At 38.8% G+C, this 24,714-nt stretch carries 22 protein-coding genes; 3 read left to right on the top strand and 19 right to left on the bottom strand.

Features of this window, described 5'->3' with window-relative positions; genetic code table 11:
* Window positions 1-126: 126 nt before the first annotated feature.
* The gene (locus IPM47_14195; GenBank protein ID QQS28015.1) at window positions 127-7,092 is read left to right on the top strand and encodes a CotH kinase family protein; all 6,966 of its coding nucleotides are present in this window, start codon (window positions 127-129) and stop codon (window positions 7,090-7,092) included.
* Between the two features lie 98 nt (window positions 7,093-7,190).
* On the opposite strand, the gene IPM47_14190 is transcribed toward IPM47_14195, so the two are convergent.
* From IPM47_14190 to IPM47_14180, 3 genes are all read right to left on the bottom strand, one after another.
* Window positions 7,191-8,285 (bottom strand): bifunctional 3-deoxy-7-phosphoheptulonate synthase/chorismate mutase type II, encoded by a 1,095-nt coding sequence (locus IPM47_14190; GenBank protein ID QQS28014.1) that lies wholly within the window; start codon window positions 8,283-8,285, stop codon window positions 7,191-7,193.
* A gap of 138 nt (window positions 8,286-8,423) precedes the next feature.
* A complete protein-coding gene (locus IPM47_14185; GenBank protein QQS28013.1) occupies window positions 8,424-9,272 on the bottom strand; it encodes a prephenate dehydrogenase in 849 nt (282 codons plus the stop codon).
* 47 nt (window positions 9,273-9,319) lie between these two features.
* Entirely contained in the window at window positions 9,320-10,477 is a 1,158-nt protein-coding gene (locus IPM47_14180) for an aminotransferase class I/II-fold pyridoxal phosphate-dependent enzyme (GenBank protein QQS28012.1), read from the bottom strand.
* A 315-nt stretch (window positions 10,478-10,792) separates the two neighbouring features.
* Here IPM47_14180 and IPM47_14175 point away from each other — a divergent pair, with 315 nt between their 5' ends.
* Window positions 10,793-11,269 carry a DUF4258 domain-containing protein gene (locus IPM47_14175; protein ID QQS28011.1) on the top strand — a complete coding sequence of 159 codons (477 nt, stop codon included), beginning with the start codon at window positions 10,793-10,795 and terminating at the stop codon, window positions 11,267-11,269.
* Window positions 11,270-11,359: 90 nt separating this feature from the next.
* Window positions 11,360-11,809, top strand: coding sequence for a DUF4258 domain-containing protein (locus IPM47_14170; GenBank protein ID QQS28010.1), 450 nt, complete (start codon window positions 11,360-11,362; stop codon window positions 11,807-11,809).
* Between the two features lie 36 nt (window positions 11,810-11,845).
* Here IPM47_14170 and IPM47_14165 read toward each other — a convergent pair whose 3' ends face one another.
* The 16 genes from IPM47_14165 to IPM47_14090 all read right to left on the bottom strand — a co-directional run bounded on the left by IPM47_14165 (window position 11,846) and on the right by IPM47_14090 (window position 24,560).
* Window positions 11,846-12,214 carry a CRISPR-associated protein gene (locus IPM47_14165; GenBank protein QQS28009.1) on the bottom strand — a complete coding sequence of 123 codons (369 nt, stop codon included), beginning with the start codon at window positions 12,212-12,214 and terminating at the stop codon, window positions 11,846-11,848.
* A gap of 8 nt (window positions 12,215-12,222) precedes the next feature.
* A complete protein-coding gene (locus tag IPM47_14160) occupies window positions 12,223-13,245 on the bottom strand; it encodes a DUF1887 family protein (protein ID QQS28008.1) in 1,023 nt (340 codons plus the stop codon).
* 80 nt (window positions 13,246-13,325) lie between these two features.
* On the bottom strand, window positions 13,326-13,571 hold the full coding sequence (locus IPM47_14155) for a KTSC domain-containing protein (protein ID QQS28007.1): 246 nt from the start codon (window positions 13,569-13,571) through the stop codon (window positions 13,326-13,328).
* Between the two features lie 9 nt (window positions 13,572-13,580).
* Window positions 13,581-14,225 carry a nucleotidyl transferase AbiEii/AbiGii toxin family protein gene (locus tag IPM47_14150; GenBank protein QQS28006.1) on the bottom strand — a complete coding sequence of 215 codons (645 nt, stop codon included), beginning with the start codon at window positions 14,223-14,225 and terminating at the stop codon, window positions 13,581-13,583.
* Entirely contained in the window at window positions 14,197-14,520 is a 324-nt protein-coding gene (locus IPM47_14145) for a hypothetical protein (protein QQS28005.1), read from the bottom strand. Before IPM47_14145 ends, IPM47_14150 begins: the two co-directional genes overlap by 29 nt.
* A gap of 82 nt (window positions 14,521-14,602) precedes the next feature.
* Window positions 14,603-15,247 (bottom strand): hypothetical protein, encoded by a 645-nt coding sequence (locus tag IPM47_14140; protein ID QQS28004.1) that lies wholly within the window; start codon window positions 15,245-15,247, stop codon window positions 14,603-14,605.
* Window positions 15,248-15,566: 319 nt separating this feature from the next.
* Complete coding sequence (locus IPM47_14135; protein ID QQS28003.1) at window positions 15,567-15,785, bottom strand: type II toxin-antitoxin system HicB family antitoxin; 219 nt, start codon at window positions 15,783-15,785, stop codon at window positions 15,567-15,569.
* A gap of 76 nt (window positions 15,786-15,861) precedes the next feature.
* On the bottom strand, window positions 15,862-17,019 hold the full coding sequence (gene cmr6, locus IPM47_14130) for a type III-B CRISPR module RAMP protein Cmr6 (GenBank protein QQS28002.1): 1,158 nt from the start codon (window positions 17,017-17,019) through the stop codon (window positions 15,862-15,864).
* 5 nt (window positions 17,020-17,024) lie between these two features.
* Complete coding sequence (cmr5, locus tag IPM47_14125; protein ID QQS28001.1) at window positions 17,025-17,501, bottom strand: type III-B CRISPR module-associated protein Cmr5; 477 nt, start codon at window positions 17,499-17,501, stop codon at window positions 17,025-17,027.
* Between the two features lie 16 nt (window positions 17,502-17,517).
* Entirely contained in the window at window positions 17,518-18,555 is a 1,038-nt protein-coding gene (cmr4, locus tag IPM47_14120) for a type III-B CRISPR module RAMP protein Cmr4 (protein ID QQS28000.1), read from the bottom strand.
* Between the two features lie 19 nt (window positions 18,556-18,574).
* Window positions 18,575-20,005, bottom strand: a complete 1,431-nt coding sequence (locus tag IPM47_14115; GenBank protein ID QQS27999.1) for a hypothetical protein — start codon at window positions 20,003-20,005, stop codon at window positions 18,575-18,577.
* The gene (locus IPM47_14110; GenBank protein ID QQS27998.1) at window positions 20,002-21,090 is read right to left on the bottom strand and encodes a hypothetical protein; all 1,089 of its coding nucleotides are present in this window, start codon (window positions 21,088-21,090) and stop codon (window positions 20,002-20,004) included. Before IPM47_14110 ends, IPM47_14115 begins: the two co-directional genes overlap by 4 nt.
* 14 nt (window positions 21,091-21,104) lie before the next feature.
* Window positions 21,105-22,922, bottom strand: coding sequence for a type III-B CRISPR-associated protein Cas10/Cmr2 (gene cas10, locus IPM47_14105; GenBank protein ID QQS27997.1), 1,818 nt, complete (start codon window positions 22,920-22,922; stop codon window positions 21,105-21,107).
* Window positions 22,922-23,743: a type III-B CRISPR module RAMP protein Cmr1 gene (cmr1, locus tag IPM47_14100; GenBank protein ID QQS27996.1), complete on the bottom strand. Its 822-nt coding sequence runs from the start codon at window positions 23,741-23,743 to the stop codon at window positions 22,922-22,924. The genes cas10 and cmr1 overlap by 1 nt, the downstream gene beginning before the upstream one ends.
* Window positions 23,744-23,920: 177 nt before the next feature.
* Window positions 23,921-24,280, bottom strand: coding sequence for a DUF86 domain-containing protein (locus IPM47_14095; GenBank protein ID QQS27995.1), 360 nt, complete (start codon window positions 24,278-24,280; stop codon window positions 23,921-23,923).
* Window positions 24,270-24,560 carry a nucleotidyltransferase domain-containing protein gene (locus IPM47_14090; protein ID QQS27994.1) on the bottom strand — a complete coding sequence of 97 codons (291 nt, stop codon included), beginning with the start codon at window positions 24,558-24,560 and terminating at the stop codon, window positions 24,270-24,272. Before IPM47_14090 ends, IPM47_14095 begins: the two co-directional genes overlap by 11 nt.
* Window positions 24,561-24,714 lie beyond the last annotated feature (154 nt).

Here is a 24,714-nt window from a genome sequence, read left to right as displayed (position 1 = left end):
AAAGTCTGAAATCTTGTCAAATTCTGTCATTATCTATTCAAAATTTCAGGATTTGTATATGGAATTGTTAAAAAAAGGTTAAGAAAACGCTATCTTGTAGCCATAAATCCTTTAAAACAAAACTGTATGCTACACTCGCTACTTTCCAGATGCCCGATTTTTGTTTTATTCCTATTCATCACCAATTCCTTATATAGTCAGGTAGTTATCAACGAATTTTCGGCAGCCAACATGAACGGCCCGACCGATAACTACGGCAACCGCGAAGACTGGATTGAATTGTTTAACACAACAGGCGCAGCGGTAAACCTTGCCGGCTGGCATTTGAGTGATAAAATTGCAGAACCGACCAAATGGGTCATTCCCGCAGGTGTTACCATTGCCGCAAACGGATATCTCCGGTTTTGGGCATCAGGCAGAAATACAGTAGTAGGTACAAATTATCATACAAATTTTAAAATTAACCAAACACAGGCATCCGAAGATGTCGTGCTCGCCAATGCTGCCGGCGTTATTATAGACTCAAACCCCATAGATATCCCCAATCAGGAAAACCATTCGTGGGGCCGTTCTCCGAACGGAAGTGCAAACTGGAGAATATTCACAACCCCTACTCCAAACGCCACCAACGGAACTTCACCCTATACTGCATACGCTACAACTCCTAATATCACCCCTGCCTCAGGCGGATATTCGGGTACAATCTCCATCAATATTCTCACACCCGATCCAAGCATTACCATTCGATACACCACCAACGGAGATTTTCCAACAGCCGCCTCTACTTTATACGGAGGCGCTTTTAATTTAAATCCGGCCGGAACAGCGGGCAACGCAAGGGTTGTAAGGGCGTATTGTATCTCTTCCGATCCGGCAATTTTGCCCAGCTATGTGGAAACCAATACCTATTTTATCAATGTAAACCCCCACACGATAAAAATTCTGTCTGTTTGCGGAGCAGGATTAACCACCTTGTTTGGAGGCACTCAAAACTCACCGAGAGGAAGTTATGAATTGTTCGACCAAAGCTTTACCAAAATAGACGAAGGCTATGGCGTGTTTAACAAACACGGAAACGATTCGTGGGCTTACCAGCAAAGAGGGGTGGATTTGATTGTCCGCGACCAGTTTGGCTATGACTATGCGGTAAAAGACGCACTCTTTATGAACACCCCGCGCGATAGGTTTCAAAGGGTCATCCTCAAACCAGCAGCCAACGACAACTATCCCTTCCAAAACGGAGGTGCGCATATCCGCGATGCCTATGTCCATGTGCTATCGCAACGCGCCAACCTCGACCTTGACGAGCGAAGTAACGAACACTGCGCCCTTTACGTAAACGGGGCTTACTGGGGTTTGTATGAAATGCGCGAAAAAGTGGACGACCACGATTTTACCGAATACTACTACAACAAAGGACGATGGGAGATTGACTTTATCAAAACATGGGGAGGCACCTGGTCAGAATACGGCAATCAGACCCAATGGAACGCCCTTCGTACTTATATTTTAGGCAACAATATGGCAGTACCGGCTAACTACAACTACGTTACCAGCAAAATGAACGTGATGAGTTTGGCCGATTATATCATTATCAATACCCATACTGTTTGTAAAGACTGGTTGAACTACAACACAGCCTGGTGGCACAGCACAGACGATATGGTGAAATGGAGGTACACCCTCTGGGATATGGATGCCACTTTCGGGCATTATATCAACTATACCGGAATACCGAATACCACCCCAAATGCAAGCCCCTGCGACCCATGGAACCCGTCTTTGAGCGACCCGCAGCAACATACCGATATGTTGAATGCACTGTTTCAGAACCCGACCTTCTATGACATGTACGTAAACAGGTATGCCGACCTTAACAATACCTATTTTTCCTGCACGTACATGATCAATCTCTTAGATTCAATGATCAACGTCATTACGCCCGAAATGCCGCGCCAGATAGCAAGATGGGGAGGCAATGTTCCCCAATGGCAAAACAACGTCAACACATTGAGAAACTTTATCCTGACCAGATGCACGGTCATAGATCAGGGCATTGCCAACTGTTTTGATGTGGAGGGTCCCTATGAAATAACCATCATTATCAATAATCCTGCCGGCGGTTATGTAACGATAAACGGAAATATTGTGGTAACCAATACCCCCTGGACAGGAACCTATTTTGGCGATGCGCCCATCACCATATCTGCCACGCCAACGGGAGGGTATCAGTTTATCAACTGGGATATGGCTCCTAACATACCATTGCCCAACGCGACTAATCCAAACATTACCGTAAATGTAACGGCAAGCGGTACAATTTATGTCAATTTTGGCACCCCAACGGTTACGCTAACCACCCAAATCCAAAATCCCGGAATGGGAACGATTTCGGTAAACGGGGTTACTCCCGGAAGTTTCCCTAATACCACCACTTACAACAACGGCTCACTTTTAAACATCATCGCAACTCCAAGCTCTCCCTGTTATCAGTTTAGCCATTGGATACTCAACAACCACACCCTTCCGGTAACCACAAATCCAAGCTCGTCTTTCACAATCACCCAAAATGATGTACTGACCGCCGTATTTGCTCCGATAACTCCCCCGGTTTGCAACGACAACAACTGCAACACAACAGACACTTATAACCCGGTAACCTGTCAATGCGTTTACACCCCAATTCCGCCGCCAAACTGTAACGATAACGATTGCAATACTGCCGATAGTTATAATTCAACAACCTGCCTTTGTGAACATACCCCAATTCCACCGTTGGTATGTAATGATAACAACTGCAACACAACAGATACTTACAATACAGTAACCTGTATGTGTGTTTATACGCCTATCCCGCCTCCGGTTTGCAACGACAACAACTGCAACACGGCAGATACTTATAATTCTACTACCTGCCTTTGTGAATTTACCCCAATTCCCCCGCCGGTTTGTAACGACAACAACTGCACAACTTCTGATGCCTACAACGCAACTACCTGTCTGTGTGAATTTACCCCAATTCCGCCGCCAAGTTGCGACGATTTGGATTGTAATACCACAGATACCTATAATACAACAACCTGCGTTTGTGAACATACACCGGTAACACCGCCCTCTTGCGACGATTTGGATTGCAATACAGCAGATACCTATAACGCCACCACCTGTATGTGCGAGCATATACCGATACCGCCGGTCGTTTGCGACGACCTGAACTGCACAACAACAGATGCCTTCAATCCTTTAACCTGCTTATGCGAATTTACGCCAATTCCGCCCCCAAGTTGCGACGATTTGGATTGCAGCACCACAGATACTTATAATACTACAACCTGTCTCTGTGAACATACCCCTATAACCCCTCCAAATTGCGACGACCTCGACTGCACAACAACCGATACTTACGATGCTCCTACCTGCACCTGTATCCATACTCCAATCACGCCCCCATCCTGCGATGATTTGGATTGCAGCACAGCCGATACCTATAATACTGCCACCTGTTTATGCGAGCATACGCCAATTCCTCCACTGAACTGTAACGACAACAACTGCAATACTACAGACACCTATAACCCCGTGTCCTGTATGTGTGAATATGCCCCAATTCCGCCACCAAGCTGCGACGATTTGGATTGTATGACTACTGACACTTATGATAATGCAACATGTACCTGCGTTCATACGCCGATAGTGCCCCCCGTTTGCAACGACAACGATTGTAATACCGCAGATACTTTCAATACTTTGACCTGTGCCTGTGAATTTACACCGATACCTCCTCCGGTTTGTGATGATTTAGATTGTACAACATCGGATACTTATAATTCGACCACCTGTTTATGTGAACATACCCCAATTCCTCCCCCAGCTTGCGACGATTCAAATTGCAATACCGCCGATTCTTATAATCCGGCAACCTGCTTATGCGAACATACCCCAATTCCGCCTCTAACTTGCAATGACAATGATTGCAATACCGCAGATGTGTACAATGTTCTGACCTGTCAGTGTGAATTTAACCCCATCAGTCCCACGGCTTGCAATGACAACGACTGCAATACGGCCGATACCTACAATACATTGACTTGTATGTGTGAACATACCCCAATTCCGCCGCCAAATTGTGATGATAACGATTGTAATACCATTGACGGTTACAACACCTTTACCTGTCAGTGTGAGCATTTCCCTGTCCCGCCTCTGAATTGCGACGATTTGGATTGCAGCACGGCTGACAGCTATAATGCAGCTACATGTTCTTGTGAACATACCCCAATTCCTCCGCCAAGTTGCGACGACAACGATTGTAATACCATTGACGGGTACAATACTGCAACCTGTCAATGTGAACATTTCCCTGTTCCGCCTCTAAATTGTGATGACTTGGATTGTAACACGGCAGACAGCTATAACGCTGCTACATGTTCTTGTGAACATACACCAATTCCGCCGCCAAATTGCGACGACAATGATTGTAATACCATTGATGGGTACAATACGGCAACCTGTCAATGTGAACATTTCCCGGTTCCGCCTCCAAATTGTGACGATGCAAACTGCAATACAGCAGATAGCTACAATGCGCTAACCTGCCAATGTGAACATACCCCGGCACCTCCGCCAAACTGCAACGACAACGACTGCACCACCGCAGACAGTTATAATGCGGCAACTTGTCTTTGTGAAAATATAGCCATTCCGCCTCCAACATGCGATGACCTGAATTGCACGACAAGTGATGCCTATAATACCACTACCTGTCAGTGTGAATTTACGCCAATTCCCCCTCCGGACTGCAACGACAACGATTGCAACACCGCAGATGTATTTAACGTACTAACTTGTTTGTGTGAAAACAATCCCATCAGCCCAAGCGCATGTGATGACGGCAACTGTAACACTTCCGACAGCTACAACATGGCGACTTGCCTTTGTGAAAATATCCCAATTCCACCTCCGGTATGCAATGACAACGACTGCAATACTGTAGACAGCTATAATGCTGCCACCTGTCAATGTGTATATACTCCAATTCCACCGCCAAATTGCGACGACGGAATTTGTTCGACAAGCGACACCTATAATGCAGCAACCTGCCAGTGTGAATATACGCCAATTCCCCCTCCGGACTGCAACGACAACGACTGCAACACAACAGACAGCTATAGTGTAGCCACTTGTCAATGTATCTTTACGCCAATCCCGCCGCCAACTTGCGACGATGCAAATTGCACGACCACAGATAGCTACGATGCTGCTACTTGTCAATGTGTCTTTACCCCAAATCCGCCGCCGGTTTGCAATGATAACGACTGCAACACCGCTGACAGCTATAATTCGGCGACCTGCCTTTGTGAGTTTACACCCATTCCGCCGCCCAACTGCGACGATGCCAATTGTGCGACAGACGACACGTATAATTCAGCAACCTGTCAATGTGTTCACACTCCAATTCCACCACCGGATTGCAACGACAATGACTGTAATACCGCAGATGTTTACAACATACTTACTTGTCAGTGCGAAAATAACCCGATAAGCCCCACGGCTTGTGATGATGGAAACTGCAACACCGCAGACAGCTATAACATGGCGACCTGCCTTTGCGAAAACATCCCCATCCCACCGCCAACCTGCAACGACAACGACTGCAACACTGCCGACAGCTATAATGCAGCCACCTGCCAATGTGAGTTTACACCCATTGCGCCGCCAACCTGCGACGATTCAGATTGCACAACCACTGATACTTACGATGCAACAACTTGTCTTTGTGTCTTTACGCCGAATCCGCCTCCGGTTTGCGATGACAGTGATTGTAACACTGCCGACAGTTATAACGCAGCAACCTGTCAATGTGAGTTTACCCCGATTCCACCTCCCAATTGCGATGATGGAATATGCAATACATCCGATACCTATAACGCTGCCACCTGTCAATGTGAACATACGCCGGTTACCCCGCCCAATTGCAACGACAATGATTGCAACACTGCAGATGTTTACAATATCATTACCTGTCTATGCGAAAATAACCCCATCACCCCGACAGCTTGTGATGATGGTGATTGCAATACTGCCGACAGCTACAATTTGGCTGCTTGTCAATGTGAACATGTCATCATTCCTCCGCCTAATTGCGATGATAATGATTGCACAACTTCAGATACTTATAACTCTGCTACCTGTCAATGTGTAAACACGCCAATTCCGCCGCCAACCTGCAACGACAACGATTGCACAACAACGGATACCTATAATACAACTACTTGTCAGTGCGAATTTACAGTCATACCCCCGCCAACCTGCGATGATAATGACTGTACTACGGCAGACAACTATAACACAAACACCTGTGAATGTGAGTTTACGCCAATTCCGCCGCCGGCCTGCGACGACAGCGACTGCACGACTTCGGACAGCTATAACACAACTACCTGTCTGTGTGAGTTTACGCCAATTCCGCCCCCGTCCTGTGACGACAGCGATTGCTCTACATCCGATACTTATAATTCAGCCACTTGTGAATGTGAGTTTACGCCAGTACCGCCGCCAACCTGCGACGACAGCGATTGCACCACATCCGACATTTATAACTCAGCCACTTGTGAATGTGAATTTACGGTGATTGCTCCGCCGAATTGCGATGATAACGATTGCAATACTTCAGACAGTTATAACACAACCACCTGTCAATGTGTAAATACACCTATTGCGCCACCCAACTGCGACGACAACGATTGTAATACCGTGGACACTTTCAACGCAGCGACCTGTATTTGTGAGCATACTGTAGATCCGGATTGTCCGACAGAAGAGAAAATTCTGATGCCGACCGCCTTCTCACCAAATGGAGATGATATAAACGACACATTCGGAATTTTAGGAAACGGCATAGAAAAAGCTACAATCTACTTATACAACCGCTATGGAGAGTTGATCTTTACCGGAGATTATCCAACCGCAAAATGGGACGGAACACTAAGAGGTACTGATTGTGAAATAGGGGTGTATGTATTTTGGGTAGAAGGTACGTTCGCTTCAGGAAAAACCTTTATTCAGAAAGGCAATGTAACGTTAATCAGATAATTTAATGCCATAATTAAATTACAACCCTGTCTTTTATTTCCCTTAAAAGAGATAAAGACAGGGTTTTTTTATGGCAGTTTAAATAAAAAGTTCAGAGACTATTTGTCGTACATGACACTTGCCTGATGTTGGATAGATTCTTTGTGGATGGCATTGTAAAGGGCTTCGGTAAACTCTAAACTTAGCCCGACTTTCAATCCATGTTCGCAACGGGTATGGATAATTTCGTCCCATCTTGCACTTTGGAGTATGGTGATGCCGGTAGCCTTTTTAAAACGTCCGATTTGTTTGGAAACATTCATTCGTTGTCCGATTAACTCAATGATTTTGTCATCAAATTCGTTGATAATTTCGCGCAACTCTTCCAGATTATGCAGAAAAGTTTGGTCTGCACTGGTAGATGATCTCATTACTAACCCTTCAATCAACTGATGATACATTTCAGGAACCAATTGTTGTTCGGCATCACTCAAAGCCTTACTCGGGTTAATATGCGATTCAATCATTAAACCGGTAAAGTTCAGGTCCATCGCCTTTTGTGCAATATCTGACAGATACTCTCGGGTACCACAGATATGGCTGGGGTCGCAAATAATGGGTAAATCCGGAAATCTCCGCATCAATTCAATAGGAATCTCCCATTGAGGGCGATTCCTGTATTTATGTTTTCCGTAAGTGGAAAATCCCCGGTGAATTGCAGCCAATTTGAAAATTCCGGCATAGTTCAACCGTTCCAAAGCACCAATCCATAATTCAAGATCAGGATTTACCGGGTTTTTTACCATTACCGGTATATCAACTCCAACCAAAGCATCGGCAATCTCCTGAACTGCAAAAGGATTTACGGTTGTTCGCGCTCCAATCCAAAGTATATCTATCCCCATTCTCAACGCTTCATAAACATGTTTGGCATTAGCCACTTCGGTGCAAACCGGTAGTCCGGTTTCTTTTCCCGCTTCTTTTAACCATTGAAGTCCTATACTGCCCACTCCTTCAAAACTATTGGGACGGGTTCGGGGTTTCCAAATTCCCGCTCTCAAAATATGAACCAACGGTTTTTTTGCTAATCGAATACAGGTTTCCAATACCTGCTCTTCTGTCTCTGCACTACAAGGCCCCGAAATAAACAGAGGTTTTCCAAGTTCAACTCCGATATTCCATTGTTCTAATCCCACATTTTTAATTGTTGTCATGATATTTGGGAACGTTGAATGAATAAATTATTTTCACTTAAATTTTTTCTGTCCGTCTTAATAAACAGAATTAGATGTCAAAAGGCAAAAAACATAATTTAGAATTTTAAAGATTTCCTGTTTTCTTCCACTTTCAGATTATTTGTTCAAAATTTTACCGATTTCATTCGCCTCTTCCATTAGATGATAGACCTCCTCAAATTCTCCACGGCTCAAATGCAATTTCCACTTGTTTAAAATACCAATATATGCATCGAGCACTTCAAGCACATGTTGCCGGTTTTGTTCAAAAATCTGAACCCAGGTATTTGGAGAACTTTTAGCCAGCCTTACTGTAGAAGAAAACCCTCCGCTTGCAAGGTGAAAGATATTCGATACACTTTTCTCTTTTATTAATACGGTATTTGCCAAAGCAAAGGAAGTGATATGGGATATATGAGAAATATATGCTGTATGCAGATCGTGCTCATGGGCATCCATATATACGATGGGCATATTGAGCGTATGGTACATGCTCTCAACTATCGAAATGGAATCGGGATGACTATGTTCTTTATTACAAATTATAGCAACTTTTCTGTCAAAGAGGTTGTAGATTGCCGCCGAAGGACCTGAAAATTCCGTTCCTGCCATTGGATGGGTCGCTACAAAACTAATCCTGTTTGGATGATCCTTTACACTATTGACAATTTCTTGTTTCGTTGAACCCATATCTAGGACTACTTTTGTAGTTCCTGCAACATCTAATACCTCCGGCAACAACTTGATGATTTCCTTTACCGGAACTGCTAAAATTACCAGATTTGCCTGTTGCACTGATTCATTTATAGATTGCACAGTTTCATCGGCAATTCCGCGTTTAACGGCAAGCCTCGCATGACCTTCATTGGCATCATATCCAATGATTTTATTGGTAAATCCCCGTGCTTTTAAATCAAGTGAGACCGATCCTCCTATTAAACCCAACCCAATTACTGATACTATCATGTCAATTTAATTTTCAATTGCAAATCCTAATTTAAAAAAACATGAGTTTAACCTTTTAACCTTTCTATCGCTTCTTTAAATCTGTGTTCAGGACAACATAATGACAATCGAAGGTATCGGGAACCGGCACTTCCAAAAACCATTCCGGGAGTAATAAACACCCTGTTTTCATTCAGCATTTTATCCGACCATGCTGCTAAGTCCTTTACGCTTTCGGGAGCTTTCATCCATAAAAATAACCCATTACTTTCAGCCGGAATTTTACAGTTTAAAAGTTTGCCTATTTCTTTGGCAAGAACCAATCTGTCCTGATAGAATGAATTGATTTCAGCAAACCATTTTTCTCTGCAATGACGCAGCGCAAAAGCAGCAGCTTTTTGTATTCCTAAAAACATTCCGGAATCTACATTGCTTTTTACCTGCAAAACGCATTGAAGATAATCTGAACGCCCCAATAACATTCCAACCCGCCAACCTGCAAGGTGATGCGATTTGCTTAGTGAGTTTAATTCTATTGCCACATCTTTTGCCCCGGAAATTTGTAAAATGCTGAGAGGTGCTCCATTAAGTATTAAACTATATGGATTGTCATTTACAACTAAGATTTGATGTTTGTTGGCAAACGAAACCAGTCGTTCAAACAATTCTAAAGTTGCCTTTGCTCCGGTAGGCATGTTTGGATAATTCACCCACATCAGTTTTACCCCGCTCAAATCCATGCTTTCCAATTGTTCCCAATCGGGTTCCCAGTTATTGTTTTCATCAAGCATATAAGGTAATAAACGGGCATGAACCAACTTTGAAACCGAGGCATATGTCGGATATCCCGGATTAGGAACCAATACCCCATCACCAGGATTTAAAAAGGCCATGGAAATATGTATGATCCCTTCTTTTGAACCAATTAAAGGAAGTATCTCACCATTGGGATTCAAAGAAACATGATACATGTCTCTGTACCAGTCTGACATAGCCGTTCTTAATTCATCAATTCCCGTATAACTCTGATAGGAATGGTTTGATGGTTGTTCCGAAGCTGTTACCAAGTTCTGTATAACATCCAGATGAGGAGGTAAATCAGGACTTCCAATGCCAAGATTGATAACATCTAAACCGCGTTGGTTCATTTGTCTTATTTCGGCAAGTTTACTTGAAAAATAGTACTCGTCAACATTGCTTAATCTCTTAGCCGGTGAAATTATCATAACCAGGTGTTTATAGGATAATCCATTTTAATAAAAAACAAAAAGCCCCGACATCTTTTTTGTCGGGGCTTTTTAAAAGATTAAAGTTAAACTTACTTTACTTCGTACAAATTCATATTACCCCTACTGATTGTAAGTAATAATAGTAATAGTATGCAAATAAAGAGGTAAACATAAATTTACTTTTGGCTTGTTGTATCTTTACGCCGCCAAAGTAGAACTTGTTTGTAAAACAAAAAAATATTTTGCAAAAAATTTTTCAAAGACTACTCAATGAAGAGTAGATAATCCAAAGTTAAAGAAGAAAAAAAAGTTATGGCAGAAGATTCGGGTTTTTCAAAATACTTCAATAATAGGGTAGGAATGTTTATTGGAATTGTAGCCGCTATTGTATTGGCAATATTGGCTTATCAATTTATTCTTACAAAAAAGAAGGATGTATCTGCACAACCAAACACAACTTCTAAACCGGTTTATAAAACAACTTCTATTTCCGAGATTAAGGAAAAAATCAAGCAAAGCAACTTTGTTTATACTGATTTTGCACTTTGCCGGATGGAATGTCGCAATATCTCAAAGGATGAGGTCAACGAAATACTCAGAAGAGGTAAATTCGCCTCTAAAAAATCAGATCTTAACGCCAAACCTTGTCCATCTTATGCTTTCGGTTGGAGTACCCCTGCTTATGAATTGGTGATCGCTGTTTTTGTTGTTTGTAATGATGGAACAAAACTAACAACCGTCTATCCAATGGGGTCGAATGACCCACCGTCTTGTTCCAAATGCAGATAATATTAGCTATCGGTTTGCTTTTTCAATTTGCTTTTATGCTAAAGATAAAGATTCTGATTCACAATTTTATAACATGTTAAACCAATTAAAATGGCTGGTGAAACCGGGTTTATAAAATACTTAACCTATAGGTTTGGGAAAATAATTCTATTAGTTTTTGCAATCACGATAGCATTTTGGGTTTACAACAAAATTGAATCAAAGAAATCAACACAAGGAAAAAGCCAAACCCAGGAAATAAAAGATAAAATTTTACAAAGTAACATTATCTATACAAAACATGCGCTTTGTCGGATGGAATGTCGCAATATCTCAAAGGAGGATATTCTCGAAGTTTTAAGAAATGGGGAATTAAATCATTCAAAAACCACATCTAACGATAGTCAATGCCCTACTTATGCTATTGAGGCGAAAACAAAATCGTATGATAAAGTGCTTGCAATTTTCGCCATTTGCGATGATGTATCAAAACTTGTTACTACTTACCCTGTAGGAGTTAAAGATCCAGATTCTTGCGAAAATTGTGAACCAGAAAAATAAAGTCTGCTTTACTCCTTATATAAAACTGACGCATTTTTACCTTACGCTCAAATCAGAGAAACTTCTAAACTTTATAAAACGGAAATTAGCAATCTTAGTGCCGTCCGGCTTATCAATGGTATTGCGCAAGGTTGTAGCAGCAACGCAGGAGATGCCTGCCTGTTGCAATTTTGCCACCAAAGCAAAGCAAAACGTTAGTTCACCCATTAAGTGAACAGCCATTGGGTATAGTTTGGTAATTTTAACATAGTATTCTTCCACCAACTGCTCAACTTCATAAGTTTCCCATTCTGGAGGGATTTGGGGGAAAGGCATATCTTCTACGCTTCCCCAATTCGATATGGCGGCTTCAGTTTGTTCTGCACTCCAGTTGGCTGAAGGGTGGTTGGAAAGATTTAGCAGCATGGGAGAAACTATAATAGTTTGTTAAGAAATTCGGACGTTCTGTTTTTATCAGCAAGTATTTCGATGCCGGCAAAACCTTTAATTCGGAAAATTTTATGACTGATTTGAAGGTAATTCTGCAAAGTTCTGGGTATTGCATTGGCAGTTACAAGAAATGGAGTAGCATGCAGTCCCATTTGCAATTGTAATCCTGCTAACTTATACCAGTCTTTATTTATTTTTTGTTTATTAAATCCGGCAGGAAAATATTTACATTCACCAATGTATAATCTGTTTTTTATTACATATACTACATCGTACTCCGTAGATTCGCCATCTTCAATTCTTGCTCGAGTAAGTTTTACATTGAAGCTAATATGTGTATCAGGAATTTTGAACTGATTTTGTATTGTTAAAGCAAGCCAAATCTCTAACCATAAGCCGGTCAAAAATCTCTTATCTAACCCTGAATAATATGGCTGTGCAGCATTCACTATTCTTTCGGGTGGAGTGTTTGACCCTTTGATTTCAGACATTAATAATGAACATTCATTAAACTTTGATTTCCAACTTTCCGTTTTTTCTTCCGACAAAATGGCTACTCCATAAGCACTTAAGTAATCGAATAAATTAAGTTCTGTGGATAAGATAATTTCGCGTTTTTCGGGAAAAATTTGCATCACTTTTTGTGAAAATACGGGAATATAGTAAATCTCAACAGTTGAAAAACTTACAAAATGCTTATACACTCCCAACGACATGATTTTCGTACCACCGGTTATATTCACAGTGTACCGGTCATCTCGAGAAAGATGTAAAGTTTCTAATTGAGTTTCTACATCAGCCAATGATTCTTCATTTACCGTAATCACCCGATATTTTCCTTGCTGAATTTGACAAACATCAATAATATTCTGCAATTGCCCTTCACGGTTCATTTTTTTTGTTGAAACAAAGATATAGTTGTTTGTTTCCCCTTCAAACTGTTTGATAAATAGGATATTGGGAATGGTTTGCTCGGAGATGATGTTGATTTGGAGGGTTTGGGGCATGGGGGAAAGATGGGAGATAAATGTCAAAAGCAGATTAGAAAAATTAAATCAATTAAGGAGCAAACAGTATAGTACAAAACTTACCATTTAAATCCACCTTTTCCTCTACTGACTTGATAGTCAGGATAGCAACCTATAATACAATTGCGCATAAAACGCCCCTTTGAATCAGATTCAAGCAGTTCTTCAAATACGTCCGGTTCAACTTCTTCATAAGCATAAATTTTTCCGGAGTTAAATTCGGCATAAAGGGTTTGGCTTTCAGCATCATACCCAACAGCATAAATCATTGAGGAATCAACAGGTACTCGTTCTATTTTTGACATGGTAATTGTTTAGGATTTTGTTTTGTTCCAAATTTTAAGTTGTTGTTGAAAATGTTTGGAGATTTGTGGTAAAGATACGTTTTGCTTGGGCTTTAAATGCTGAATATTCTCGTCTGTTATGTCATCTGTAAAAACCAAGGCTCGTTGAAACAAAGCTTTACTTAGGTTTTTCATTTTTGTAGTTGTCATTTCAAACAATTCACTGAGTGTGAAGCGTGTGCAGTGAAGTTCATATAGGTCGTAATAATCCCGATATTTTGCCCTCAAAAACAAAGTGTTCACTTTCATTATTGCCAAAGTAGGCAATTCGGCAATGTATAAATAATCAAACAAATGTTGTCTGCTTTTTAGTTCATCCCATCCGTTTGCAAAAAAAGTTACTTTCACACCCTCAATCACAAAATCGGCTTGTTGTGGCGACAAATTTACGATTCTAAAATCAGTAAAGCCGCAATTTTGAATTGCAGTTTGTATTTGCACACTCGGCAAGTCTTTGTTCCATGAAAATAGGTCAATATCTTCGCTCAACCGATGCGCTAAGTAAACCGTCAATGCTGAACCGCCTACAAAAGTAAACTCTTGTAGTTCAGGTAGAGTTGCTAATCGTCGCAACACCTTTTCAGTATTAGGAAGTAAGTTTGACAAGCCGTTCATAGCGGTTATACTTTTTTTGAAGTGACAGAATGTATCGTTTTGGATTTTCGATATTGAAAAATATAGCAGCCAAATAAAAATTGTGCCTGTAAATCCGTTCGTCGGGTATCATTTTTTCTCGCCACACATTTCTAATATGTTTTAAAGGGTAGAGTTTGAATAAAGTTAGCAACTCTTCAACATCCCCCCAACGCAAGGCCTCCTCAATCAACACTTCATCGGAAATGTTGGCTTCGGGCGCATAACTCCAAAAAGCACCTAACCGACGAAGATTTTGTATGAGTTGTTCTTTCATGGGTTTGAATATGGGGTTAGTAAAACACATTAAACAAAATCAATAATGCAGCTTGGTTTATTTGTAACAATTGGCTAAGCAATTAAAACGGCAGCGAGTTCGGGTTGTCATCTTCATCTAAAGATAGCAATTTATTGGGGTCGAAATTGCCATCATCGTCCAACAAATCGGGGTTAATCCAGCCACCACCGGGTTGTAATCCTTTTTCCCAATGTGCTTCTTCTTCGGGAGTCATTTTGTAAGGGTCGCCATTTTCCCATTTAGCATGCAACTCTTTACAAGTGCAATACTCCAACCCCCAAGGACATTCTTCCGGTTCATAATGGCAAAATTCAAGATGAAGAGTGCCTTCCGATATGTATTGAAAAGGTTCTCCCTTCCATCGGTTTACAAGCGCATTGTAAAGGGCTGTTACCGGCACTTCATCCGGATAATCGGCAACGATATTAAATGCCTGCCATAGTTCCAGAATAGCCTCTACCAAACTTTGCTGTTGTGATTCCGTAAGCCGCTCTGCCGGTGGAAAGGCATCTACCGAAATGCCAAACAAATCATCGGCATCATATTGCGGTCCCATTTCCCATTCCATAATGTAATCCAAATGTCCTTCATACTCTGGGTCATTAGCCGGATGGTCAGGGTACAAAACCTTGTAATTCGGTTTTACGGGCTTATTATTTTGTGCCCCTTTCAGGTCATGGAGGAATTGGGTGAGGTAGTTTTGCATAAAAAGGTTGTTGGGACTATGGGTTTTTAATTTCAATAAAACGGTGCCGCTTTTTCTAAACAGTTTTCGTTTTGGCATTAACTCTCCGCCACTTAATTACAAACTGTACAAACCCGGTTATTATTTGGCAATAATATTTAAAACTTGTTTTACAATTTTAGGATGAAGCACCTTAGAACCATGAAACGGAATAACCATTAATGTTTTATCTTTGTGATAAAATTAGTGGTTACCCTTGCTTTTTATGAAGACAAAACCAGCATTCAGCAATAAGGCTTCTGCTTCTTTGCTGATAGGACCGGCAACTTGAGCATATTCTTTAAAGGGCTAAGGTTGTAGTATATATCCTTTTTTGATATAGTTGTTCTTTTTCCTCGTCTGTGAGTGTTTCTAAATATAATTCTGCTGCTTCACGTATATTTTGAATAACATCTCCCAAAGTATCGCCTTGTGTTTGGCAACCTTCAAAATCGGGACAATAGGCATAGTAACCCGAGTCCAAATCATGTTCAATTATGACAGTTATTGTGGTATTCATCTTTTTAGGTTTTTTTTGAAGGACAGTATAAATACCTATAATCCGGCTTTTCGGGCTTGTTGTTTTGCGATGCTTTTTAGGGTTCTTTCATGTAGCCGTAACCTACGGCGGTTTTTGCGCCGATGCCTTTTTCGGTTAGTGCCGTTTCAAGCCAACTAAGAGCAATTTTCAATAGTTCTTTGTTAGCTTCTTTGCAACCTATCATAAATTGAAATTCGGTATTTTCTACCGTTAAAAACAATATTGGTCGAGGTGATTGGGTATCAGTAGGTGGTTTACTCCCACTTCCATAATAATCAGGAAAATGTACATTCATTATATCGGGTTTTAATTGTGGGGGAGTTAAGGGCATGGCATCAAAAAAGGTTATTTTACCTTTTTGTTTAGTATTGCCAAAAATATCATCATACCATTGTTTTGAGCCACTTTGTACCAAATCAAAGCCTTGGTCTTGAGCATAATGGTTTGTTATACCCTTTATTGAACTTGCTGGTATGTAGGGAAAACCGTAAATATGGTGTAACGTTATACCTGTTTCGTAAATACTATCCGTTCCTAAACCGACTATGACTCGCCAATCAGGTTTGAAGTTTTTGACTTCAAGGCATCCCTCTAAATCAAAAAGCAATCGAGCGCTTTCTTTATGTTGTTTTGCGATTTTCCCAATTCTCTCATCTAATCCGTAGTTGTTATGGCGAATTTCAAAGACATCAACAAGAGTTCTATTTTCAGCACCTATTTTTTTTTGAATTAGTCTTGGATTATAAAAATAGAATTTTTGTGTTTCGGATTCATATCTCGCACCTTTATACAATTTTAATGCAAAATTATCAATAGATGTTAAAGTAGTTAAACTACGGACATCGCTTGGAACACGAGTTTTTGAACGGTTAAAACTATCAGCCAAATTCATATTGTTTTGGTTTTGGGAGATTTTAGATATATTAACTTTTTGTTCACGTTGTTGTTTTTCTTGTTCTTTTTGGTCGGCAATTTCGTTGTCACGCTTTTTTTTCTTTTCTACTTTTTGCTGAACAACATCAACATTTTTTGGTATTTCTTTTCCATTGACAACAATACGGACAGGATTACCTCCAACTAAATCAACTTCACAATCATAAGTGCCGTGAGATAGCGATGAAAAGTCAAACTCTTTGATATTATTCTGGTCTTTTCCGTTAACCTTAAGTTCAATTTTACGATTTTCTCTGATTTTTAATCTTCCGTTTCTCATAACTACTAATCCTCCTGTTCTTCTTCTCCTTCAATCAATCCTTCAGCAAAGCGGCGTAACCAAGTGAATAAAGCGATTACTTCATTAGTAATGGTTCGATATTCGTTGGAGTTCCGAGTAATAATAAATTCACTAAAATCACCCGTGAATGAGTATTTCGAATTAATCCAATCAGAGGTCTGTTTATAAATTAAGTCGTAGGCATTTTTGGGATTTCTTTGAGTGCCAGGAGCAAAGGTTTGATTGTTTTCTCTTTTTTCTTTTCCTTTTTTTGATAAAATAAAAGCAAAAGAAGCTCCAAGCCCATTACTTTTTACAAGCATTGGGATTTTTTTAGCATAAGATTTGTAATTTTTTGATTTATAAAAATCATTGCCTATTTGCAATGGGGAATCGGTTGAATTTTTAGCTTCTAAAGCACATTCAAAAGCATAATCAGCTCTTTTTTGTTCAATACCACGGCAGGTTGTTATGTTTGGCATAGTACTTTTTTTAGTGTTAAATAATTTTAGTTCTTACAATTCCTTTTCCTAATGTAGCACCGCCACCTATTTGGATTACAGAAGGCAGATTTATATTAAAAGTATTTAGAACCTTTTCGGCTTCATTTGAGCCTTGCTCTAATTGGCTAACAAGACCATTCTTCTTGTCTTCATTTTGAAATATAGGCGATGCCATTACCAAAGTATAAAGCACACTTTCGGCAGGTAAAAATTCTTCCGTAAAAAGCGCACCGGGTTTTACCGTTCCTTTGTCGTTGTCTATGGCTGTTCGGGTAATTACATCTGTACTCAAATTAACAAAATCTTTGAAATCATTGTTAGAAAGTATCACAATGTCTTCATTCATTTTATTTTGGAAAAAATTTTCGTTAGACACACTTGATGCTAACCACGCATTGAGTTGGTATTGATTACCATTCTCTCTGTCTGTTACCATAATTTGGTCGTTAAGCGTTGCGCTAAATGCATATTCTTCCAAAAGAATAGACTTGGCGTTATTGTTGCCAAGTGTTACTTTGCTATCATTATTAAGGTAGATACACTTGCCATCTTCCGGATCATTGGGAATGCCGGTAATTGTGAAATGGATATTGCTTATTTTCATGTCCCGTTCAAATTGCCGTAATGTTTTGGGGCAAGTAATCCATGCAAAAACGCCTTTCATGCTTTTTACAGGAAAGAGCAATAAACGGGCATCTGAAAACCCCAATGCACCCATGTGGGCATCATTATTGGCATCTTCAGGGCCAAAAAGAGCTTCTACAATTTTATGTTTTCTGTTTTTAGCTCTTTTATGTGCTTGTTTAAAATCTTCATTCTCCTTGTCGTTGTCTAATTCAGCAGTTGCTTTTTTGATAAACACGCCTTCAAAAGCTTCCCGAATGGCACCCTTGAGAGATGAACTCTCAATTTTGGGAAAACTTGTGTGTTTTTCGCGCTGAATTGGCAAATCTATAATGCCAAGGTCGCTGCCACTACCTGCATGAAGTGGTGTTTCGCAGATGAAAAACAAAGGTTTTGATGTTTGGAACATATTAATTTGATTTTTAAAATTATTGACTATCGTAGATGCCTATTATTTTTTGTTCTTTTAAAGTGGATTTAATGAATGTTTGATAGATGTGGGACTCGTCTCTTAGCTCATTTGAATTAATATAGAAATGCTTGGCTTTAAATGGAGCATTTTTGCAAACTTCATCTTCTTTTATTGCATTATTTACCTCTTCTAAGGTTCTTTTTTGCGATTCGGTTAATTCAAAACTTGGGTTTTTGTCATTTGAATAGCTATAAAGCATTAACCAAATTTCTTGTATTTCTCCTTGTCCGCTATTTTTAGCTTGCGTTGCTCTATGAATAAGATTTTTGGTAATCTTTTTCATTTGTTCCTCATTATCTAGCACAAATCCTGCATGTTTTACCTCCATTGTGATAAATTTGTTTTCTGCTGGTTTTATGAAAATATCAATGTCTTCTGATCCTTTCATTTCGCCAAATTTAACGCCATGTTGTACTTTTTCGCGTCCATATACAGCTGCATAATATTCATCTAATTTATACTCAACCAAATATCCAAAAATAGTTTGGGTAAATGGGCTTGCTTGTTTTGAATATTCAGCTATTAGCTTGCCAATAATGCTTAATTCATTACTATCTGGTCTAACTAATTTGAGCTTACGCATTTCGTCTATTATATCAGCATCTGCCTTATTTCTTTTACTTTGATTGTGTAAATAGGCAGTGTATTGCTCTATAACACCCCAATCAAAATTAATTGGCAAGTTTCCGGTTTCAATCAACTCTCCGCTGTCTTCGTAAATATAATACAATGGGATTTCCTCTAATTGTGCTAATAAAGTTAGAGGCGGTATTAGTGCTTTGTATCCACCGGAAATATTTAAAATCACATCGTTATTTCCTCCTTTAATGGACTTAACCTGTTCAACTAACTTTAAAAACCCTGTATCCTCAAATTTCTTTGCATCTTTTACTTGCAAACTATCTACAGCAAAATATTTCTTATCATCACTATAATCAGCAAATTTAATTTTGGCTATTGGATTAAAATCAATCCCAGCAATAATCTCTGCTGCCAATCTTGACAATGTTGTGTCGGTACACAAAAGATGCACCTCTAAATCTTTGTCTTTATAGTCTTTATGTTGGGCAATAGCAAGTAGTGTTTGTACTTCAGCACAACATTGATGATTTAAGCCTTTGGCTTTTATGCACTGCAAATCTCCATTAATATCAATATTGGTTAAAATATCTTTTAGCCAATAATTTTCAATGGCTGTTTTTATTGCACTTTCGCTTCGGCTCGTATATTGGAGGTTCTCTTTAAGCAGATTTTTGTAATCGGTTTCAACATTGTAATTATTAATTTGGGGATTTATATTCGCTTCATTTTCCCAATACTTTTGTACTTCTTTACGCCTGTAATTGGTAAAAAGAGAAGTGCCGACTGTTGTAATTACTTTTATCATAGCTGTATAGGGTTAAAATTTAGGTTTGCAATCTTATACAATCCAAAGCCTTCTTTTTGTCTTTGGTCACTAATCGAATATTTAGATTGACTTTTAGTTAATAATTCTTGAACAGTCTTTTCATTGACAATTTCGTAATAAAACACACTTCCTGCCGGAGTAGCGGACATTAAAGGTTTAGGGCTTTGGTTTCCGTGTTCGTCTTTTAAGTTCCACCCCCCAATTGTAATCGGTTTTCCAACAACTTTAGTTAATAATTTTACTTCAAAACCTAAATCTTCAAACCATTTCAAATAGGGTTCGCTGCAATTATCAAAAAAAGCAGGTGTTTGTAATAGGATTTTAAAATGTTTTTCTGAAGCTTGTTCAGCTTGTATATTAGGAATCTCAATATTTATAGTTGCCTTAGCTGCTTTGCCTTCTGCCCCAAAGCGAAATAATGCCGTATGAATGGTTTTTTCTTTAAAACAGTAATCAACAAGTATTTTTAGCTGTTTGCCGGCATAGTTTTCTAAACGGCGCATACCTACACGATAAACATTTCCATCATCGTCGCTTGTTGAGCGGGTATTGTTGTTGCGACGATTACCAACTTTTGGTTCCAAAGTAAGAAATGAAGACCACTTATCAATTTCACAACGATGTGCTGTATTCCCATCTAAATAGTCGCCTAATTGTGCTTTTTGAAACACCCCATCACTAATTTGTTCTACATGTTCGTTTGCAACACATAGGTAGGGCAAGTCTAAACCAGAAAAAATATTTTCGACCAAACTTAAACATACTGCTTGGTTTTCTTTTTCTTTTCGTTCAACAAAATCTAAGGGCATTGGATAGCGAAATTGTCCATCAAAATCAAAGGCAATATTTGTAATCACAATTCCCTCTGTTTCAGTAATCAAGTCTTCTATCGTTTTCTTATTTTTGTTCAAATTTTGAGAAATATATGCAGTGCGTAAAGCACCATATATAACACTTGGTGAAGGAGGGAAAGTCCCTTCGGCAAATGTATCTTCACCCATTGAGAATGGTTTTCCATCCCTAAAAAATAGAGTGTCTAATGCTTCTAACTGTATTGCTGGCATATCTTGAAATTGTTTTAGATAGTTTGTGGTTGCAATTCTTCTACTGCTTTTTCTTCATCGGAGCTTAGTAAACGGTGAATAAAATCAGAGATATCCAAAGCAGTTATAAAGTTAGTATAGCTTTTAGATTGGTCGTAAATACTCATAATTACTTCAGCAAAGTCTTTGCTTTCTTTTTCTTTATCCTCTTTTTTACCCATGAATGACCTTTTTAAAAGGCGTGAAACCTCTTCCGTAAGCAAGTCTTTGTTAGGTAACAACTTTGCCTCTTCTGCTAACCTTGAAAATTCAATACCAAGTGATTTAATAAATGTATTAGAAAAGCGTTTGGGTTTGATTAACTCGTCTTTAACTCGTTCCAAGTTTTCTACATTTATGCAGCTAGTTCCCCACTTAAAAAATGTTTCATGGTTTTCGCCTGAATGTTTTGAGGCTACAATGCAAAAGGCATTTCGATTGCCTTTGTCTTTATTTTTGGCGGTTTTTTGTGCTGCTGATGCTTTATCAAGTACTATACCGAGCGGTTCTTTGTAGTGAGCAATACATACACCTGCTGAAAAACTGAGTTCGGAATTAAGATAACCCAAAGTTTTGAGACTATTGTTAACTATTTCTGTAAACTTATTTCGAAGTTCTTTCAAAGCTAAAAATAAATAGTTCAAATTAACAAAACCTAAAAAATCATCGCCTCCCGCATAAACAGTTTGCCCGTATTTATCTACTATTATTTTTGCTTCTTTTGCAAATTCTGCTAATCGTTCAGATAATTTCTTGTGAAAATCTTTGAGATTTGTTTCAGGATTATCTATAAAAGTTCCACTTAACCATTTCCCCATATTATCACCGTCAAAATCTATAATAGCATAGTACTTTGTTAGCTCTAAACCCTTTGATTTTGCAAATTTCTTGAGTTCTTTTTGTTTTTCTCTTAATACCGACAAACAGCCGGTATTTATGCCTTGCTTATTGTAATACTGTGTGGTATGATTTTCTTCATAATAAAGTTGTGCATTCATTTTTTCACCAATAGATTTGAAGGCATCTAGTAGTTTTACACCTTCTGGATATTTTTTAACTTCTTCAATGGTGTGCATTATAGCAATATCTGCTGTTGATTCAAATTCTTTAGGTCTGGTAGTTTCCTTAAACAGCCGTTTAGCCATACTTACAGCACTTAACCCTTCTCCTGCTTGTAATTTTAAATAAGTTATTACGTTTTCATCTGCATTTCCAAATATTTTAACTTCGGCACTATCAACATACAGCTTTCTATGCAAAACATTAGTTTCTGTTTCATTTTCACTTAGCCTGTAAAACTTCACATTTCTCTCACCGTCAAGAATACATTTCCGACCTTTTTCTCCAATTTGGCCCTGATATTCAAATTGAGTAAATGAACGAGCATTTTTAACTGCTCCCAAAAAGCGTTCAATTTTATCATATTGTTCCTTATAATCCGAATAATCGGGCCTTATATCTTGAAAAGCCCAGTTTAGGTCAAGATGTCCATCTATCTGTTCTTTTATTCCTTTAACATTAGTACTTAATACAGTATCAGCAATTCTATTCCACTCATTCCTTACTGCTCTTTCCACATTTCCCCCAAATTCTTTCGGATCATTTGTTTCAATAATGCATAAAAAACGGTTAGGAATTGAAATTGCATTTATGTTGCCTGGAAATATCATTTCTTTGGGATTTGCAGCAATAAGCCCTGCTTTTGCTAATAGGCTTAATATTCTACTTCCAGCATACAAATCCTGTGTTTTTCGGGCTTGAGCTATAAACGATTGTACTGGGCCGATAGAGAAAAGGAATAGGTAGTGTGGCATTAGTTATTTTTTAGCGCATTAATAAAATTTTGCTGTGGACCTAAATTTTCAATAGGCCTTTTAGGTGCTGTATTCAAAGTAGTAATTATGGGATACAAATTTCTATTTTCATCTCGAATAACTGATACATAAATAGGTGAAGCAAATCGTTCTTGCCCTTTTGCAAAGCCTATAGATCCATGGTTATCTGCATGTGCATGAGTAGTTTCTCCAATAGCAACCAATAATTCGTTGTAATCATTGTGTTTCTTACCAATTTCAACTTTTTTGAAATACGGATAGTTTATATTACTCTCTATTCGGTTTAACGTTAATAAAAAATTCTCAATTTCATTTTTGGAAATGAAACAAACATCGTTATCAATTTTAGTAATTTGAACACTTCCAAATCCCCTTCGTACCCTTTTACCAATACCTCCCAATAAAAAAGTGGTTTTGACAAGCCGTATTATATCTTCGTTTGTAATTTTATTAATGTTAAATCCCACTTTCATGCTAAAGTTGTAAAACAACGCATTTTGCAACTTACTTTTTCCGCACACACCATTTCTATAAAAACAGTTATTGCGATTAGTTTTACAATAACCATTTCTATGATGAGGGGTGCCTGAAATTCTATCTTCTTGTTTAGTAAGGATATTGATTGGATATAGTAAGATTGAACTCCGTTTGCTTGTATCTCCAAATATCTCCCCTTCTTGTCTTTTTAACTCCTCCAGACTCAAATGCCCATTCATCGCCCTCCACCAAAACCGCAATGCCCCCTTAATAGAAGGAGCACGCAGTTCGGGTGTAACACCATCAGCTCCGCTTAAAAACATCGGCGTTATTGTTTCGCAGGTAAAAGTTATTGTGTGCATATATGATTAGATAAACTTGATTTGAAAAACAATTCGGTTGATTGATACGGCTTGGTTTAAGTTTAAACCTACACCCGATTTAAAAAAAACTAAAAAGCCACTGAAATATGGATTAGTCATAATTAACCGGCATTTGCTTTAAACGTCTTCTGTCAGGTCCTTTAAAATTGTTTCAATCTCAATTTGCAAGGGGGGTAAATCATATTGAATTATCTCCCAAATAATCTCCAGTTTAACTTCAAAATATTCGTGAATTAGCAAATTTCTCAGTCCAATAATTTGTGTCCAACTCAATGTTGCGTAATTCTCTCTTAAAGTTTGACTTAATCTGTTAGCAGCCTCTCCAATAATTTCTAATTGACGAATGCAAGCATTATGCAACATAGAGTTTTGCTCAAACATCTCAAAATCAGTTCTTTCAGTATATTTGTTAATCTCTTTTATAGATTGGAAGATATGCTGTAACCTTGCTTTATCTCCCAACTTATTATCTTTCATAAATCAATACTTTTTGCTTATCAATGTAGGGCTGTATATAAGGAGAAACACCGCCTACTGCCAACAAATCAACGTCTTTTTTTGTTACTTCCTTCAAATCCAGCCACATACTTACAAACTTTAGTCCTATGGGTTGGCTATGATCAAGTTCCACCAATATGTCAATATCGCTGTTATCATCTGCTGTTCCTGAGGCATAAGAACCAAAAAGCCAGGCCTTTCTAACAGGTTGGGTCTTTAAATAGGTTTTTATATTTTCAATATTTATAGAAGGTTGCATGTTTCTGGTTTATTAAAATCTTACCGATAAAAAACATCGGTGTTATTGTTTTACTTGAAAAAAAGTTAAAAACCATTTCCCCGCTCAAATATAAAAAAAGAATACATTCCTGTTCCTCTTCAGGAGGTGTTTTTCTAAAATATTTTCAAAGCCG

The organism is Sphingobacteriales bacterium, assembly GCA_016700115.1.
Taxonomy (GTDB): domain Bacteria; phylum Bacteroidota; class Bacteroidia; order Chitinophagales; family UBA2359; genus UBA2359.
This window is presented reverse-complemented; position numbering and strand designations above follow the sequence as displayed.

Excerpts from the sequence above, each read along its gene's own strand:
- IPM47_14195 (QQS28015.1), top strand. The coding sequence starts at position 127 with ATGCTACACTCGCTACTTTCCAGATGCCCGATTTTTGTTTTATTCCTA.
- IPM47_14190 (QQS28014.1), bottom strand. The coding sequence starts at position 8,285 with ATGACAACAATTAAAAATGTGGGATTAGAACAATGGAATATCGGAGTT.
- IPM47_14185 (QQS28013.1), bottom strand. The coding sequence starts at position 9,272 with ATGATAGTATCAGTAATTGGGTTGGGTTTAATAGGAGGATCGGTCTCA.
- IPM47_14180 (QQS28012.1), bottom strand. The coding sequence starts at position 10,477 with ATGATAATTTCACCGGCTAAGAGATTAAGCAATGTTGACGAGTACTAT.
- IPM47_14175 (QQS28011.1), top strand. The coding sequence starts at position 10,793 with ATGGCAGAAGATTCGGGTTTTTCAAAATACTTCAATAATAGGGTAGGA.
- IPM47_14170 (QQS28010.1), top strand. The coding sequence starts at position 11,360 with ATGGCTGGTGAAACCGGGTTTATAAAATACTTAACCTATAGGTTTGGG.
- IPM47_14165 (QQS28009.1), bottom strand. The coding sequence starts at position 12,214 with ATGCTGCTAAATCTTTCCAACCACCCTTCAGCCAACTGGAGTGCAGAA.
- IPM47_14160 (QQS28008.1), bottom strand. The coding sequence starts at position 13,245 with ATGCCCCAAACCCTCCAAATCAACATCATCTCCGAGCAAACCATTCCC.
- IPM47_14155 (QQS28007.1), bottom strand. The coding sequence starts at position 13,571 with ATGTCAAAAATAGAACGAGTACCTGTTGATTCCTCAATGATTTATGCT.
- IPM47_14150 (QQS28006.1), bottom strand. The coding sequence starts at position 14,225 with ATGAACGGCTTGTCAAACTTACTTCCTAATACTGAAAAGGTGTTGCGA.
- IPM47_14145 (QQS28005.1), bottom strand. The coding sequence starts at position 14,520 with ATGAAAGAACAACTCATACAAAATCTTCGTCGGTTAGGTGCTTTTTGG.
- IPM47_14140 (QQS28004.1), bottom strand. The coding sequence starts at position 15,247 with ATGCAAAACTACCTCACCCAATTCCTCCATGACCTGAAAGGGGCACAA.
- IPM47_14135 (QQS28003.1), bottom strand. The coding sequence starts at position 15,785 with ATGAATACCACAATAACTGTCATAATTGAACATGATTTGGACTCGGGT.
- cmr6 (QQS28002.1), bottom strand. The coding sequence starts at position 17,019 with ATGAGAAACGGAAGATTAAAAATCAGAGAAAATCGTAAAATTGAACTT.
- cmr5 (QQS28001.1), bottom strand. The coding sequence starts at position 17,501 with ATGCCAAACATAACAACCTGCCGTGGTATTGAACAAAAAAGAGCTGAT.
- cmr4 (QQS28000.1), bottom strand. The coding sequence starts at position 18,555 with ATGTTCCAAACATCAAAACCTTTGTTTTTCATCTGCGAAACACCACTT.
- IPM47_14115 (QQS27999.1), bottom strand. The coding sequence starts at position 20,005 with ATGATAAAAGTAATTACAACAGTCGGCACTTCTCTTTTTACCAATTAC.
- IPM47_14110 (QQS27998.1), bottom strand. The coding sequence starts at position 21,090 with ATGCCAGCAATACAGTTAGAAGCATTAGACACTCTATTTTTTAGGGAT.
- cas10 (QQS27997.1), bottom strand. The coding sequence starts at position 22,922 with ATGCCACACTACCTATTCCTTTTCTCTATCGGCCCAGTACAATCGTTT.
- cmr1 (QQS27996.1), bottom strand. The coding sequence starts at position 23,743 with ATGTTTTTAAGCGGAGCTGATGGTGTTACACCCGAACTGCGTGCTCCT.
- IPM47_14095 (QQS27995.1), bottom strand. The coding sequence starts at position 24,280 with ATGAAAGATAATAAGTTGGGAGATAAAGCAAGGTTACAGCATATCTTC.
- IPM47_14090 (QQS27994.1), bottom strand. The coding sequence starts at position 24,560 with ATGCAACCTTCTATAAATATTGAAAATATAAAAACCTATTTAAAGACC.